The organism is Leifsonia sp. Leaf336, from assembly GCF_001423695.1.
In the GTDB taxonomy this organism is placed as follows: domain Bacteria; phylum Actinomycetota; class Actinomycetes; order Actinomycetales; family Microbacteriaceae; genus Leifsonia.
In genome coordinates, this window is record NZ_LMOZ01000001.1 from 451593 (window position 1) to 467119 (window position 15527).

The 15527-nt window shown below is 69.0% G+C and carries 16 protein-coding genes; 9 read left to right on the forward strand and 7 right to left on the reverse strand.

Annotation, left to right across the window (positions count from 1 at the left end):
* Positions 1-76: 76 nt before the first annotated feature.
* From ASF88_RS02145 to ASF88_RS02160, 4 genes are all read right to left on the reverse strand, one after another.
* Positions 77-1054: a diacylglycerol/lipid kinase family protein gene (locus ASF88_RS02145; RefSeq protein WP_055913594.1), complete on the reverse strand. Its 978-nt coding sequence runs from the start codon at positions 1052-1054 to the stop codon at positions 77-79.
* Between the two features lie 87 nt (positions 1055-1141).
* Positions 1142-1609, reverse strand: coding sequence for a MarR family winged helix-turn-helix transcriptional regulator (locus ASF88_RS02150; RefSeq protein WP_055913596.1), 468 nt, complete (start codon positions 1607-1609; stop codon positions 1142-1144).
* Between the two features lie 27 nt (positions 1610-1636).
* Positions 1637-2179 (reverse strand): MarR family winged helix-turn-helix transcriptional regulator, encoded by a 543-nt coding sequence (locus tag ASF88_RS02155; protein ID WP_055913599.1) that lies wholly within the window; start codon positions 2177-2179, stop codon positions 1637-1639.
* A gap of 48 nt (positions 2180-2227) precedes the next feature.
* Complete coding sequence (locus tag ASF88_RS02160) at positions 2228-2587, reverse strand: DUF7882 family protein (RefSeq protein ID WP_055913602.1); 360 nt, start codon at positions 2585-2587, stop codon at positions 2228-2230.
* A gap of 215 nt (positions 2588-2802) precedes the next feature.
* On the opposite strand from ASF88_RS02160, the gene ASF88_RS02165 reads away from it, so the two are divergent.
* Together ASF88_RS02165 and ASF88_RS02170 are read left to right on the forward strand one after the other, a co-directional pair.
* Positions 2803-3144: a hypothetical protein gene (locus tag ASF88_RS02165; protein ID WP_200935219.1), complete on the forward strand. Its 342-nt coding sequence runs from the start codon at positions 2803-2805 to the stop codon at positions 3142-3144.
* On the forward strand, positions 3141-3383 hold the full coding sequence (locus tag ASF88_RS02170; protein WP_055913605.1) for a hypothetical protein: 243 nt from the start codon (positions 3141-3143) through the stop codon (positions 3381-3383). The genes ASF88_RS02165 and ASF88_RS02170 overlap by 4 nt, the downstream gene beginning before the upstream one ends.
* A gap of 18 nt (positions 3384-3401) precedes the next feature.
* Here ASF88_RS02170 and ASF88_RS02175 read toward each other — a convergent pair whose 3' ends face one another.
* The 3 genes from ASF88_RS02175 to ASF88_RS02185 form a co-directional block, all read right to left on the reverse strand.
* On the reverse strand, positions 3402-4598 hold the full coding sequence (locus ASF88_RS02175; RefSeq protein ID WP_055913608.1) for an alkaline phosphatase family protein: 1197 nt from the start codon (positions 4596-4598) through the stop codon (positions 3402-3404).
* A gap of 74 nt (positions 4599-4672) precedes the next feature.
* The gene (locus ASF88_RS02180; protein ID WP_055913611.1) at positions 4673-5611 is read right to left on the reverse strand and encodes an alkaline phosphatase family protein; all 939 of its coding nucleotides are present in this window, start codon (positions 5609-5611) and stop codon (positions 4673-4675) included.
* Positions 5612-5660: 49 nt separating this feature from the next.
* Positions 5661-6818, reverse strand: a complete 1158-nt coding sequence (locus tag ASF88_RS02185; protein ID WP_082518702.1) for a LacI family DNA-binding transcriptional regulator — start codon at positions 6816-6818, stop codon at positions 5661-5663.
* Positions 6819-6976: 158 nt separating this feature from the next.
* Between ASF88_RS02185 and ASF88_RS02190 the strand changes: the two genes are divergently transcribed.
* The 7 genes from ASF88_RS02190 (at position 6977) to ASF88_RS02220 (ending at position 15524) form a co-directional block, all read left to right on the forward strand.
* A complete protein-coding gene (locus tag ASF88_RS02190; RefSeq protein WP_055913618.1) occupies positions 6977-8638 on the forward strand; it encodes an ABC transporter substrate-binding protein in 1662 nt (553 codons plus the stop codon).
* A 70-nt stretch (positions 8639-8708) separates the two neighbouring features.
* A complete protein-coding gene (locus tag ASF88_RS02195) occupies positions 8709-9689 on the forward strand; it encodes an ABC transporter permease (protein ID WP_055913621.1) in 981 nt (326 codons plus the stop codon).
* 17 nt (positions 9690-9706) lie between these two features.
* Complete coding sequence (locus tag ASF88_RS02200; protein ID WP_055913624.1) at positions 9707-10651, forward strand: ABC transporter permease; 945 nt, start codon at positions 9707-9709, stop codon at positions 10649-10651.
* Positions 10648-12291: an ABC transporter ATP-binding protein gene (locus tag ASF88_RS02205; RefSeq protein ID WP_055913626.1), complete on the forward strand. Its 1644-nt coding sequence runs from the start codon at positions 10648-10650 to the stop codon at positions 12289-12291. Before ASF88_RS02200 ends, ASF88_RS02205 begins: the two co-directional genes overlap by 4 nt.
* A 40-nt stretch (positions 12292-12331) precedes the next feature.
* Positions 12332-13504: a glycoside hydrolase family 1 protein gene (locus tag ASF88_RS02210; RefSeq protein WP_055913629.1), complete on the forward strand. Its 1173-nt coding sequence runs from the start codon at positions 12332-12334 to the stop codon at positions 13502-13504.
* 257 nt (positions 13505-13761) lie between these two features.
* Positions 13762-14196: a hydroxyphenylacetyl-CoA thioesterase PaaI gene (gene paaI, locus ASF88_RS02215; RefSeq protein WP_055913632.1), complete on the forward strand. Its 435-nt coding sequence runs from the start codon at positions 13762-13764 to the stop codon at positions 14194-14196.
* Between the two features lie 14 nt (positions 14197-14210).
* A complete protein-coding gene (locus ASF88_RS02220; protein WP_055913635.1) occupies positions 14211-15524 on the forward strand; it encodes an AMP-binding protein in 1314 nt (437 codons plus the stop codon).
* The last annotated feature ends 3 nt before the right edge of the window (positions 15525-15527 follow it).

Sequence of the window (15527 nt, forward strand, 5' to 3'; positions counted from 1 at the left end):
GGGCTGCGGCGTCCAGCTCCGGGCGCGCGGCCTCCGACCTCCTCAGTGGGTTACACGAGGTGGCGGCGCGCGCGGTTCACTCCGCCCGCGCGGTTCCTTCGCCCTTCGGAACCCTCACCAGCAGGGCGCCGGGGTCGATGCGTGTGCGCATCGAGGAGACACGGCCGAACAGGTCGCCGTCGAGTTCGACGTCCTCCGGGCGGCTCAGCTTGACGATGAGCTCACGGCCCTTCAGGTAGTTCATGGCGCGCACCTCCTTGTCCGCGCCCATCAGGCGCCGGCCGGCACTGGTGCGCCGGAGGACGCCGTTCTCCCAGAAGATCTTGACCATGATCCGGAGCCAGCCGGTGAAGCCCTCCGGCCGCAGCACCACGATGTCGAGGAGGCCGTCGTCGACGGAGGCCTCGGGCAGCAGCAGGATGTTGGCCGGCAGCGAGCCGCAGTTGCCGATGAGGACCGTGTGGGCGTGCATCGAGTGCGTCCGGCCTCCGTCGAGCTGGTAGCGCAGCCGGAGTTCGTTCTTGTCGCGCAGCACGGTCGTGATCGCTTTGACGTACGCGAGCCAGCCCGCCTTGGCCTTGAGGTCGTCGTCGGTCGCGGCGATCATCTGCGCGTCCATCCCGATGCCGGCCATCACGAGGAAGGCCCGCTTCTCGGTGCGGTCTCCGTCGCGGAGCTCGGCGATCCCCACATCGATGGGCCGGTCGTCGCCGTCGAAGGCGGTGTCGAGCGCGTGCTCGACGTCGTCCAGCGTCAGGTCGAGGTTGCGCGCGAGGAGGTTGCCGGTGCCGGACGGCAGCAGCGCCAGGGGCGTGTCGGTGCCGCTCAGCTCCTCCGCCACTGTGCGCACCGTGCCGTCGCCGCCCGCGGCGATCACGACGTCGACACCGTGCTCGAGGGCCTCCCTGGCCTGACCCGTCCCCGGGTCGTCCTCGGTGGTCTCCAACCAGAGGGTGTCCTCCCAGCCGTGCCTCCGCTCGGCCGCCTCGAGCGCGGCGCGCAACGCAGCCTCGTCCATTTTCACCGGGTTGACCACGATCGCGGCCCTGCTCATCCGACTCCCCTCGATGTACTGACAGTGACAGTACGCCCGACTCGAGCAATTCCGGAGGTCGTGGCCGAAACGCCTATTGAGTGCCGATCAGTCGCGGTCGGCCAGCGCGGTGACCTGGGAGAGGAAGGCGACGATGGTCCGCGACCGCTCGGGCCCGAGCTCGGCAGCCACTTCCAGAAGACGGCGGTGCATCGCGGTGAGCGTGTGCCGCACCTCCTCGTCGGCGCCGGGCGTCGCCCGGATGGTGATGCTGCGCCGATCGCTGGGGTGCGGGTGGCGCGAGACATGCCCCGACGCGGTCAGCCGGTCGAGCATCGCGGTGACCGAGGACGACTTCATTCCGAGGTGGGCGCCGAGTTGCACAGGCGTCGTGACCCGCTCCTCCTCCTGCGCCTTGAGGAGGAACTTCAATGCCCGGAGGTCGGCCTCGCCCATGCGCATCGACTCGCGCGTGCGCCGCCGCATCGCCTGTTCGGCCGTGCGGTACTCGCGCAGGGAGGCGATGACGCGCACCGCGTGCGGCGGAGCGGTGTCGAACCAGGGCGTGTCGGTCATCGGGTCGATGATAATCGCACGCGCGTGTCAGTCGGCTGAGCGGACCTTCGCCTGTTCGGCACTCGTGGCCGGGTTGTCGATGTGGTCGACGGCGTCGCGCAACCGGTCCATGAACTCGATTACGGTCTCCGCGTCCTCCGGAGTGAGGCTCGACGCGACCTCCACGAGCTCTTCGCGCACGTCGCCGAGGATGGCCTTGTGCAGCTCGCTCGTCGGCACCATCGGGATGATGATCAGCGCCCGGCGGTCGAACGGGCTCGGCTCGCGCCGGATGTGCCCGGCCTTCTCGAGCCTGTCGAGAAGCACCGTGATCGACGAGCTCTGGATGCCGAGATACTCGGCGAGCTCACGCGGCCCGACCGTCAACCCGCGCTCGTGCGCACGCAGCAGGTAGCGCAGAGCCGAGATGTCGTTCTCGTTCATGCCCATCGTCTTCTCAGACCGACGCTGCATGGCGCTGTCCGCTGCCCCGTAGGCGCGGATGTGCTCCAGCACGTCGATCGCCCGTTCGCGATCCGTCTCGGCGCTATACCAGTAGTGGGGCGCCGGACGCTTGTCGTCCGTCGTCATGGAAGAAATGATAGACCAGCTACAAGCTAGAAGATCTAGCGACAGCGGTCAGTGACCGGCGGATGCCACCTGGCGCACCATCCCGCGGCCTCGGCGGTCGCGGTACGCGCCCAGGCTGGCCGGCTCCTCGGTCACGAGCAGCCCGCTGGCGCGACTGGCCATCTCGACCATGCTGTTGAGCCACGCGTCGTTGAGCCGACCGGGGTCGGCCTGGTCGAAGTCGTACCGGATCGGGATGGCGTTGTCGATCCAGAGTGAGGTGCGGGCGAAGTCACCGGCCTCCTGCGGCACCCAGCTGAGGAGGAACGGCTCCCGACGCCGCAGCTTGAGCGTGAGTGCCGCCTGCAGGTGCGCGAGCGTCCTGTCGTCGAAGGTGAAACTGTCGCCGTTGTAGGTCAGCGTTCCCATGGCTCTCTCCTTCGTTCCGGGTGGGTTCCCGTGATCGCGATGAGCCTAGCTGATTGCTAGGGAATCTAGCTACATCAATCTCTAGATGCTCAATCGCCGCAACTAAGTAGCAGGAACACCGCGCAGAATCAACCCCCCGAGCGAAAGTTGCTACGACGATCAATTAGCTAGAAGCTCTAGTTACTTCACGAAATGCACGTCTCCAAGGAGTAGTCATGACGATCGCGATCAAGGATGTCCGACCGGCCCTCCGCCTGCCCGTCGCAGTCCGGAATGGTCGTCGCAGCGACCAGACTCCTGCACCCAGCGAGCACCTCGCCTGGCGTCAGCCGGTCGACGGGCTGTGGGTCGCCGAGACGCCATCGACCTACCTCGGCATGATCGAGCGCGTCGACGACGGCTTCGTCGCCTCGGCCGCGGACGGCCGCGAACTCGGCCGCTTCAGCACGCCGTCCGAGGCCAAAGTCGCGGTCTACGCCAGCTGGTTCCGCCGCCACGAGACTCCCGGTCTCATCGGCTGGGTGCGCAGCATCCTGCGCCGGTCGGTCACGGCGTGACCTCCAGCGTGACCTCCGACTCCGAAGACGAGGTCTGCGATTGGTCGCAGCTCGTCCCGAAGCGCGCCTATGTGCTGCGCTCCCCGCAGGGTGACGAGCTGCTCTCGACCTACGGCGGCCCGGGGGAGGCCGACGGGTCGGCGGTGTTCTTCGCGCACGAGCCCTCGGGCGACGGCGAGCTCACGATCCTCCCCGGCGACGGCTGGTCGGTGCTCCGCAGCCTCGCGGACGACGACTAGCAATCGACAGGATTCGGCCTACGTGAGCGGCGGCGCCGGCGCGACCGGGGCCTTCGGAGGCTTCGCATTCACTCGGCCGTCGCTGGGCGCGGGGACGGTGGTCCCGTCGAGGGTCACGAGCGGGGGGAGGGGCCGGCCGACGGGGCCGGGCCACGGCTGAGGTGGAACGGGAACCGGCCGCGGGTTCGGCGCGGTCGGCTGCGGGAACGACGTGCCCGGTGCGGGCGGCACCGGTCGCCCGAGCCCCGGCTGCACCAGGTGCGCGAGCGACGGTGCGTCGTCCACGCGCGGCACCCCGAACGATCCCAGCCCGAGGAGGTCGCAGATGGTCTTGGGGATCGACGCGTGCGAGTGCCATTCGGGGTCGATCGCCTGGGTCACCGGACCGCCGAACATCAGCAGCGGGATGCGGGAGCCTCCGATGATCGGGAAGCCGTCGGGATGGAGGGCGTCTGGCACGGTCTCGATGCCGGGGGTCGGCACGGAGTCCGCGTAGCCGCCCCAGTCGTCCCAGGTGAGGATGAAGACGGTCTCGTCCCAGCCTCCGCCGTCGATGACCGCCTGGACGCGCTGCCACACCAGACCCTGCCCCTTGGTGAGGTAGTCGGGGGCGCTGGTCGCAGGCGGGTGCTCGTCGTATCCCGCGGGGGACCAGACGTAGCAGACCTCCGGCAAGGTGCCGCCCTTCGCCATCGGGATGAACTGCGACGGCGGGTGGATGTCGTCGGTTCCGGGCGGCTTCGAGAGCGACGTATAGAACTTGACCGGGTAGCCGTCCTGGTCGGGGAACGCGGCCCAGCTGACGCCGGCCTTCTGGGCGACCGTGAAGATCGACGGGAGGTCCCACACCGGGTGCGTCCCGACGAAGGGAGGATTCTTGAGCGTCGGCATCTGGCCGCCGACGGCCAGCATGTGGCCAGGCGTCGAGTTGGAGCCGGAGCCGAAATGGTGGTCGCTGAAGACGAACGTCTTCGCGAGCCAGCTGTAATACGGGATGAGCGCATCGTTGTCGAGCTGCATCGGCTCGGCCGGGTAGTCGCCCATCGCGTAGTGCACCCAGGCGTTCCGGTCGTGCGGCTGGTCGAAGTCGGGCGCCGAGGTGCGCAGGCCTCCCGTGTTCGCGACCTGAGCGCCCCACTCCGAGAGGCTCGGGAAGTAGAAATCGGTGGTCTTGTTCTCCTGCAGAAAGACGATCACGCGTTTGACGTCTGCCATGAGACCCAACGAAGCACGCGAGCGCAGCGTGCACCAGCATCGTGTCGGGATTCGCAGGCGGCGTCGATGATCGCTCAGCGCAGCATCGTCGTCATCGCCGACGCGGCCGCATCGTTCCCGGTGAGCGGGTTCATCCCCCACGCGCGCTCGATGGTGCGCAGCAGCGAATAGTGCGTGTACGGGGTCGCCGACACCGTATGCGGCCGCGCCGCCAGGCCCGCGAACACGCAGGCGACGGTGTTGTCCGACGCGTCGCCTTCGTCGAAGGTGACGACGAGGAGCGACCGCTGCGTGGTGAACGCAGGGGAGGCGAGGATCCGCGGGACGTTCGCCCGGAGCCAGGCATCGCCGGCCGCGACAGAGCAGTCGTGCATGTCGTCGCACAGGTTCGGGGTGATGAAGGCGAGATCGGGCAGCGACGCCCCGGACGCCAGGTCGGCGCCGAGCTGCGAATACGGGACGTCGTGCGATGCGCAGTACGCCCGCTCGGAGGTGACGCTCGGGTAATAGAGGAACGGGTTGTGTTTCACCGCGTACAGGCTCGTGTTGGTGGTCGTGCACGGAGCCGGCATGCTCTCGGCGTACAGCTTCCACGACCGTCCTGACCGGTCGAGCGCGTCTGCGAGGTTCGGTCCGGTGACCAGGCAGGAACCTCCCGGCGGGTTGCAGTCGGTGGTGATGCCTCCGGTGGTGCCGCTCGTGAGCGCCAGGTAGTTGGGGAGGCTCGGGTGCGCCGCCGCGGAGTAATGGGTCGCCAGCGCGCCGGACCGCGCCAGCTGGTTCAGGTAGGGCGCGTCGGGGTCGCCGAGGATCGCGGTGGCCGGCTTGTTCTCTTCGACTATCACGACGATGTGCTGCAGGGCGGCGGAGGAGAGGGTCGCGGCGGGTGGCGGGGCCGACGGCGCGGCGCTCTGCGCGCTGGGCGCGCTCGTGACCGGCGCCGGGCCGCCCGGGGTGCAGCCCGCCAGGCAGAGCCCGACGCACGCGATCAGAACTCCGACGCGCCTGAGCATGCCTGCACAGTACGCCGCGGGCCGGGACGCGTGAGTGATCGGCCGCGGTCTAGCGGAGCGGGCCCTCGCAGCTTTCGCGGAGGAGGACCGTCACCGGCAGCTCGGTGTTGACCGGCTCCCGGTCGGGGTCGTTCAGGCGCGCCACCATCGCGCGCACGGCCGCCCGGCCGAGCTCGAGCATCGGCTGCCGCACGGTGGTGAGGCGTGGGGTCGATCGCGCTCCGTCGTCGATGCCGTCGAAGCCGGTCACGATGACGTCCTCGGGCACGCGGAGGCCGGCGGCGCCGAGCGCGTCCAGCACGCCGAGAGCCATCTGGTCGTTGGCGCAGACCAGCGCGCGCGGGAGGCGTCCGCCGTCGATAAGGTCCGCGGCGACGGCCCTCGCGCGCTCGCGCGAGAACTCGCCGTGGAGGACAGGGAGCGCGGTCGGGTTGATGCCGCGGCCCTCCAGCGCCTCGGCGAAGCCGCCGTAGCGCTCAGCGTCGTCGGGGGAGTCGAACGGCCCGGTCAGGTACATGGGGTCGCGGATGCCGTGCGCGTCGATGAGGTGCTCGGTGAGGGCGCGCATGCCCTCCCGGTTGCGCACGGTGATGTGGTCGAAGTCATCGCCGCGGCGCTGGCCGGCCAGGTAGACGACCGGGATGCTGTCGCCGATCCGCTTGAGGACGTCGTGCGGCGCGCTCTGCGCGATCACCGCCAGGCCGTCCACTTTGCCTGCGAGGTCGCTCAGGGCGATCTCCAGGGATTCGGGGGAACGGCCGCGCCCCACGCTGATCATCAGCGAGAAGCCCTGGCGCCACGCTTCGAGTTCGCAGCCGCGCAGCACGGCCTCGAAGTACAGGTCGGCGCCGAGCCGCTGGCCGGGTCGCACAGGGTCGAGTCGCACCTCCACAGGGCGGTCGGCGTCGATGGCCGGATCGCTCAGGTCTTCGACCGCGTCGACACCGGGGAGGAAGAGTCCGAGGACGCCGGTGCGGCGGGAGGCCAGCCCGCGCGCGCTGCCGCTCGGCACGTAGCGCAGCTCACGGACGGCGGCGAGAACCCGCTCCTGAGTGGAAGCGCGTACATCATCGGGTCGAGTGAGCACGCGCGACACGGTCGCGATCGATACGCCGGCGTGCGCTGCGACATCATACACCGTGGGTTTTCCCGCCACTTTTCTCCCGAGTTCCTCTTCGAATTGGTGGACTAGATCACATTGTGGCATGTGGAACGATCTTTCGGGGCAGGGGTTGAAAGACGTTTCGTATGCGCTTACAGTGGGTCCCGCTCACCGTTCGGCCTCCTGCGCCGAGCCGAGCCGAGCACAGCCTCGCCGCCCGAGTGCGGAGCACCTCGTCACCGTCGACTGAAGGGACCCTTGCGATGAACAAACCCAGAACGCGCCTCCGCCGTTCACTCGTCGCCCTCGCCGCCGCCGCATCGCTGCTGGCGATGAGCGCGTGCAGTATCCAGACCTCCGCCTCCAACGGATCCGGCAACTCGGGGGCCAGCGGCTCCCTGCTCTTCGGCGCGGACGGCGGCAACCCGACGTTCGTGCGCAACTTCAACCCGTTCTCGCCGACCGCCCGCACGGGCGCTCACTACATGTACGAGCCCCTGCAGGTCGTCAACGCCATCGACGGCAAGGCCACGCCGTTCCTCGCGACCGGCGACAAGATCGTCGACCCGAAGACGATCGAGTACACGATCCGCTCGGGCGTCGACTGGTCCGACGGCAAGCCGTTCACCGCGGCCGACGTCGTCTACACGTTCGACCTCCTCAAGAAGACGCCGGCGCTCGACCTCCTCGGCCAGTGGCAGAACATCGACACGATCAGCTCGTCGGGCAGCACGGTGACGTTCCACCTCAAGGGCCCGAACGTCCCCGCGGCGAACATCATCGACCAGCAGATCATCGTGCCGGAGCACGTCTGGAAGTCCGTCAACGACCCGGTGACGTGGCCGAACGAGAAGCCGGTCGCCACCGGTCCGTACGTCGTCGGCGACTTCGCGCCGAACCAGTACACGATGGTCAAGAACACCAAGTACTGGCAGGCCGACAAGGTCGCGGCCGAGAAGCTGGTGCTCCCGGCCTCCAACACCAGCCTCCAGATCGTCAAGGGCGGCTACGACTGGGCCTACTCGTTCATCGACAATGTCGACAAGACCTGGGTGGGTGCGAACAAGCAGCACAACAAGTACTGGTTCCCGCCCGGCGGCACCATCTCGCTGATCCCCAACCTGACCAAGGCGCCGTTCAACAACCTGGACTTCCGTGCGGGCCTGGCCTCCGCGCTCGACCGCGACAAGATCGCGAACGACGCCGAGCAGGGCTACGTGAAGGCCGCGGGCCAGAACGGCCTGCTGCTGCCGAACGCGCAATCGTGGCTGAACTCCTCGCTGCCGAACCAGGGGATGATCAAGCAGGACACCCAGAAGGCGCTGCAGTCGTTCGCGAAGGCCGGCTACACGCAGCAGGGCGGCAAGCTCGTCGACTCCTCCGGCCAGCAGCTCCAGCTCACGATCACCACGCCCAACGGCTACACCGACTGGCTCCGCGGCGTTCAGGCCATCCAGTCGCAACTGCAGTCGCTCGGGATCGCGGTGACGATCGACCAGCCGCAGCCGGCCGCCTACACCCAGGCGCAGAACAACGGCGACTTCCAGCTCCTGATGGGTGCGTTCGGAGGCGCGGGCAGCGTCTACCAGGACTTCAACACCCTGATGAGCAGCCAGTTCGCCAAGCCGATCGGCACGGCGGCGTCCGGCAACTTCGAGCGGTTCAGCGACCCGCAGGCGGATGCCCTGCTCGCGCAGATGCGTTCGGCCACCTCCGACAGCCAGCAGAAGAAGATCGCCGGCCAGCTGCAGGAGGTCATGTACACCAAGATGCCCGTCATCAGCCTGTTCTACGGCGGCCTCTGGGGCCTGTTCAGCGACAAGAGCTTCACCGGCTGGCCGAGCGAGAGCGACCCGTACGCGACCCCGGCCACCTGGACGGAGAACTCGCTGCTGATCCTCACCCACCTCACGAAGGCGAAGTGATTCCTGGCCGGTCGCGGGAGGCCTCCCGCGACCGGCCACTGCCGAACCCCACACATCGAAAGGAGGCGTCGTGCGCTATCTGCTGGGCAAGCTCGGACTCTTCGTCCTCACGCTCTGGGCCGCCATCACAATCAACTTCATCCTCCCGCGTCTGATGCCGGGATCGCCCGCCGACGCGGCGATCGCCAAGCTCAGCCAGAACGGCCCGGTCTCACCGGCGATGCGCGCCTCCATCGAGGCCCAGCTCGGCGTGCCGACCGGCAGCCTCTGGGACCAGTACGTCACGTACCTCGGCCAGGTCGTCCACTTCGACTTCGGGCCGTCGTTCAGCTACTTCCCGCAGTCGGTCTCGAGCCTGATCGGGGCGGCGCTGCCCTGGACGCTCGTGCTCGTCGGCACCGTGACCATCCTCGCCTTCGTGCTCGGCACGCTGCTCGGCGTGCTGGCGGCGTGGAAGCGCGGCACCGCGCTCGACACCGTCCCGACGGTGGGAGGCCAGTTCCTCTCCGCGTTCCCCTACTTCTGGATCGCGCTGCTGCTGCTGTTCTTCTTCGGGTACGTGGCCGGCTGGTTCCCGACCAGCGGGGCGTACTCGCAGACCGCGACGCCGAACTGGAGCTGGGACTTCTTCACCGATGCCGTCTACCACGGGATCCTGCCCGGGCTCACGATCCTGCTCACCGCCTTCGGCGGCTGGATCATCGGCATGCGCAACGCCATGGTGAACACCCTCGGCGAGGACTACGTGACCTTCGCGGAGGCAAACGGCCTGCGCACGCGCACCGTCGCGCTGCGCTATGCGGCGCGCAACGCGGTCCTGCCGCAGTTCACGTCGTTCGGCATGGTGCTGGGCGGCGTCGTCGGGGGCTCCCTGCTCGTGGAGACCGTGTTCGCCTACCCGGGCGTCGGCCTCCTCCTCTTCCACGCGGTCACGAACCAGGACTACCCGCTGATGCAGGCGCTGTTCCTCATCATCACGGTGAGCGTCCTGATCGCGAACTTCCTGGTGGACATCCTGTACGGCGTGCTCGACCCGAGGACCAGACGATGACTCAGAAGGAACCCACGATGACGCAGCCACCGACGACGACCTCCGTCCGTGCGACAGAGGTCGCGGCCGCCGCGGCGAGCGACAACAGGAAGTGGAACCCGCTCCGGGTGGTCGGGCGCGCGTTCGGGACCGTCTGGTCGGAGCCGAAGGCGCGCTTCGGCATCGTCCTTCTCGCGCTGTTCATCCTGATGGCGATCTTCGCCCCGCTGATCGCGCCGTACGATCCGCACGACACCTCCTTCCCGCACGGCCAGGACGGCAGCGCGGCGCACCTCCTCGGCACCACGGCCGTCGGCCAGGACGTGCTCTCGCAGCTGATCTGGGGCTCCCGGATCTCGGTGTCGGTGGCCCTGGTCGCCGGACTGCTCAGCACGATCATCGCGGTCGCCGTCGGCCTCAGCTGGGGCTACGTGCGTGCGTTCTGGGGCGAAGGCGTCGGCTTCGTCGTCAACCTCTTCCTGGTCATCCCGTCGCTGCCGCTCATGATCGTGATCGCGGCGTACCTCCACAACGGCGGGATCGGCGTCATCGTGCTCGTGGTCGTGGTGACCGGCTGGGCGTGGGGCGCCCGCGTGCTGCGCTCGCAGACGCAGACCCTCCGCTCGCGCGACTTCGTGACCGCGGCCAAGTTCAGCGGAGAGAGCGCGAACCGGATCGTGTTCCGCGAGATCCTGCCCAACATGACGTCGCTGATCGTCGCGAGCTTCTTCGGCGCCGCGACCGCAGCCATCCTGGCGGAGGCGGGCCTGGAGTTCCTGGGTCTCGGCGACCCGAACACGGTGAGCTGGGGAACGATGCTCTTCTGGGCGCAGAACAGCAACGTGCTGCTCACCGGCCAGTGGGTGCAGCTCTTCGCGCCGGGCCTCATGATCGCGCTGTTCGCGGTCTCCATGACGTTCATCAACTTCGGAGTCGACGGGCTCAGCAACCCCCGTCTGCGCGAGAGGAAGGCGGCACGATGAGCCTACTGCGAGTCGAAGACCTGTCCGTCGTCTACGACGAAGGCCACGGCACCGCGTTCGAGGCGGTCAAGAAGGTCGGCTTCGAGCTCGACCAGGGCGAGTTCGTCGGGCTGGTGGGCGAGTCGGGATCCGGCAAGTCGACGCTCGGCTTCGCGCTCACCCGGCTGTCGAAGCCTCCGGCGCGCATCGCGGGAGGCCGCATCCTGTTCGACGGCACCGACATCGCCGCGCTCTCCACCGAGGAGGTGCGCACCCAGCGGCAGGGCGGCTTCGCCATGGTGCTGCAGTCGGGCATGAACGCGCTCAACCCGGTGCGGACGATCCGCAACCATTTCATGGACATCTTCGCCGCGCACGGTCATGTGCCGCCGCGTGCCAGGGCCGCCAGGGCGGAGGAGCTGATCGCCAAGGTCGAGCTGCCTCCCGCGACGCTGAACCGGTACCCCGGCGAGCTCTCGGGCGGGATGCGCCAGCGCGTCTCGATCGCGCTCGCCCTCTCGCTCGAGCCGCGGCTGATGGTCTTCGACGAGCCGACGACCGCGCTCGACGTGCTCGTGCAGCACGCCGTGATGAACACCATCCGGCAGCTCCAGGCGTCCGAGAACTTCACGGCCGTCCTCATCAGCCACGACCTCGGGGTCGTGCTGGAGGCGACGCAGCGCGTGCTCGTCATGCACGACGGCGTCATCGTGGAGGACGCCCCGAGCGAGCGCATCCTGAACGCTCCGCAGCACCCCTACACGCAGATGCTGCTGAGCCACTACGGCGACCCGCGGGCCGCCGAGGTGACCGTGCCGGGACTCGTCCGCCGCGCCGACGCAGACGTGCGCCCGGCGGACCGCCAGCGGGTGGGCGCACGCGAGCCGATCGTCGTCTCGAACCTGACCAAGGTGTACCCGAAGGGGCGCAGGGGCAGCGCGACACGCGCCGTCGACGATGTGTCCTTCACTCTCGAACCCGGGATGTCGATGGCGCTCGTCGGGGCCAGCGGCAGCGGAAAGTCGACGATCGCCAAGATGATCACCGGCGTGGAGCGGCCGACCTCCGGCACCATCGCGTTCGGCGGCACGCGTATCGACACGCTGCGCGGTCGCCGCGCGCTCAAGCAGCTGCATTCGGAGGTGCAGATGGTGTTCCAGGACCCGTACGCGGCGCTCAACCCCCTGCACACCGTCGAATACATCCTCACCAGACCGGTCGAGAACTTCACCGGTCTGCGCGGCGGCGCCGCCCGCGCGCGCGTGCTCGAACTGCTCGAGACGGTCGGACTCACGCCGGTCGAGAAGTTCGCGACCCGGCTGCCCCACCAGCTCTCGGGAGGCCAGCGCCAGCGTGTCGTCATCGCCCGCGCGCTCGCGAGCGACCCGCAGGTGATCATCGCCGACGAGCCGGTGTCGATGCTCGACATGTCCCTGCGCGCAGGCGTGCTCGCCCTGCTCGAAGAGCTGAGGCGCACCCGCGGCGTCAGCATGCTCTACATCACCCACGACCTGCTCAGCGCGCGGCTCGTCACCGACCGGATCATGGTGCTCGACAAGGGCGTCGTGGTCGAGCGCGGCGACACGGCCGAGGTGCTGCAACGACCCCAGGACGACTACACCGTGCGGCTGCTCGACGCCGTGCCGAGCCCGCGCGGCTGACGTCCGGCGACCCATCCGATCTCGACCGAGGAGAAACTCTGTGCTCACCTTCCCCGACGGCTTCCTCTGGGGCGCCGCGACCGCGGCCCACCAGGTGGAGGGCAACAACGTCAACAGCAACTGGTGGGTCATGGAGCACACCCCCGGCACCCCGATCGTGGAGCCGAGCGGAGATGCCGCCGACCACTACCACCGGTATCCGGAGGACCTCCGGCTGCTCGCCGACGCCGGCCTGAACAGCTACCGCTTCTCGGTCGAGTGGGCGCGCGTCGAACCGGAGTGCGGTTTCGTCTCACGTGCCGCTCTCGACCACTACCGGCGGATGATCGACGCCTGCCTCGAGGTCGGTCTCGAGCCGGTCGTGACGCTGATGCATTTCACCGTGCCGCGGTGGATGGACGAGGCCGGCTTCTGGCGCAACCCGGAGGCACCCGACCTGTTCGCCCGCTACACCGAGACGGTGCTGCCGATCCTGGAGGATGGCGTGCGCTACGTGTGCACCATCAACGAGCCGAACATCGCCGCGATGCTGGCCGGAGGCGAGGACGCCCGCAACCTGGTCGCCTTCGGCCTCCCGAACCCCGACCTCCAGGTCGCCGACGCACTGCTCGCCTCGCACCGGAGGTCGCGCGAAGTGCTCTCGTCGGTCCCCGGTCTGCAGAGCGGCTGGACGGTCGCGACACAGGACTTCCGGGCGGTCGACGAGCCCGGTGCGGCCGAGATGCTGCACGAGTACGGCTACCCGCGCGACGACTGGTACCTGGAGCAGGCGGAGGGCGACGACTTCGTCGGCGTGCAGGCCTACACGCGCACGTTCATCGGGCCGGAGGGCCCGCGCCCGGTCGCCGAGGACGCCGAGACCACGCTGACCGGGTGGGAGTTCTACCCGCCGGCCGCCGCTAACGGCATCCGCTCGGCGTGGGAGAAGAGCGGGCACACGCCGGTGATGGTGACCGAGAACGGCATCGCGACCGCCGACGACGGCCGCCGCGTCGACTACACGAAGGAGTCGCTGCGCGCCATCCACGAGACGATCGAGGAGGGCATCGACGTGCGCGGCTACCTGCACTGGAGCGCGCTCGACAACTACGAGTGGGCCAGCGGCTACCGGCCGACCTTCGGGCTCATCGGCGTCGACCTGCAGACCTTCGAGCGGACGCCCAAGCCGTCGCTCGGCTGGCTCGGCGCCGTGGCGCGGCGCAACGCGCTGTGAGCGCGAGATCCGCCCCGGCTCGGCGCTGGGTGGCCCTCCCGCCGAGGGGCACGTAGACGCCCCTTCCCGCGCGTTTTGAGGGCGTTTACGTGCCCCTCGGGAGAGCGGTGGTTGCGTCCGCGCCCTCCGGATGACACGATTACCGAACGATCGGTAAGGAATTCGGGCGTCGCCGAGGACGCTCCGATCCTCCGGCGGGTGAGGATGACGATGTCCGACACTGTCCTGGTGAACCCGGTGCGGCCCGAGGCACGCGCATGAGCGCAGAACGGGTGCAGGCCGTGCGCCCGATGATGCAGCGGGATCGCGCCTCCGCGGCCCTGGGCATGGTCGTCGAGAAGGACGAACCCGGCGAGTCGATCGTCAGCATGCAGGTGCGCGACGACATGACCAACGGCTTCGCCATCACGCACGGCGGACTGGTGTTCGCGCTCGCCGACACCGCGTTCGCGATCGCGTGCAACGAGGACGAGCGAGTGACCGTTGCCGCCGGAGCCGACATCACCTTTCTCAAGTCGACCAGCTCCGGGCAGACACTCACCGCGCACGCCGTACGCCGCAGCCTGGTCGGGCGCACCGGCGTCTACGACGTCACGGTCAGCGACGAGACCGGCGATGTGGTCGCGGAGTTCCGCGGCCGCTCGCTCACCACCAACCGTGCCGCCGGCGACGCCCCCGGCACGGCCGACTGAACCCGGAGGCATCCGTGTCGAAGACGACCACAGCTTCCGCCGGGCTCGACCTCACCGAGGTCGAGCCGGCGACCATCACCCGAGACGAGCTCCGCGACCTGCAGCTCCGGCGCCTCCAGTGGACGGTGCGGCACGCGTACGAGAACGTGCCGCTCTACCGCGCGAAGTTCGACGCGGCCGGCGTCGGGCCTGCCGACATCCGCACTCTCGACGACATCCGCCTCCTGCCGTTCACCACGAAGGAGGACCTCCGCTCGACCTACCCGTTCGGGATGTTCGCGGTGCCCATGGCGGAGGTCCGCCGCATCCACGCGTCGTCCGGCACGACCGGGAGGCCGACGGTTGTCGGCTACACGCAGGGCGACCTCGACCGCTGGGCCGACCTGGTCGGGAGGTCGCTGCTGGCCGCGGGCGTGGAGGCCGGCTGGAAGGTGCACAACGCCTACGGCTACGGCCTGTTCACGGGAGGCCTCGGCGCGCACGCGGGGATCGAGCGGATCGGCGCGACCGTCATCCCGATGTCGGGAGGCCAGACCGCCCGGCAGGTGCAGCTCATCCACGACTTCGAGCCTGACGCGATCATGTGCACGCCCAGCTACCTTCTGACGATCGCCGACGCCATCGAGGCTGCGGGGCTCGACCCGCGCGGCACGACGCTGAAGGTCGCGATCCTCGGCGCGGAGCCCTGGACGAACGAACTGCGGGCCGAGATCGAGCGCCGGCTCGGCCTCGACGCCGTCGACATCTACGGCCTCAGCGAGGTGATGGGCCCGGGGGTCGCGAGCGAGTCCGTCGCGACGAAGGACGGCCCGCACGTGTGGGAGGACCACTTCCTCCCCGAGACGATCGACGGCGACACGGGGGAGCCGGTCGCCGACGGAGAGCACGGCGAACTCGTCTTCACCTCGCTGACCAAGGAGGCGTTCCCGGTCATCCGCTATCGCACGCGCGACCTGACGCGCCTGCTGCCGGGCAGCGCCTACCCGGCGCTGCGCCGCATCGAGAAGATCACCGGCCGCGACGACGACATGATCATCCTCCGCGGCGTGAACCTCTTCCCCACCCAGATCGAGGAGCTCGTGCTCGGCATCGAGACGCTCACTCCGCATTTCGTGCTCGAGCTGCGCAAGGAGGGCAGGCTCGACACGCTCACGGTGCGCATCGAGCGGCATCCCGCCCTCGACCGCGAGGTGTGCGAGGCGGCCGCGAAGGTGCTCCAGCAGCGGATCAAGACCCATATCGGCACCACCGTCGACGTCGTCCTCGCCGAGCCCGCCGAGCTCCCGCGCAGCGAGGGCAAGTACAAGCGCGTCTACGACTACCGCTGAGCT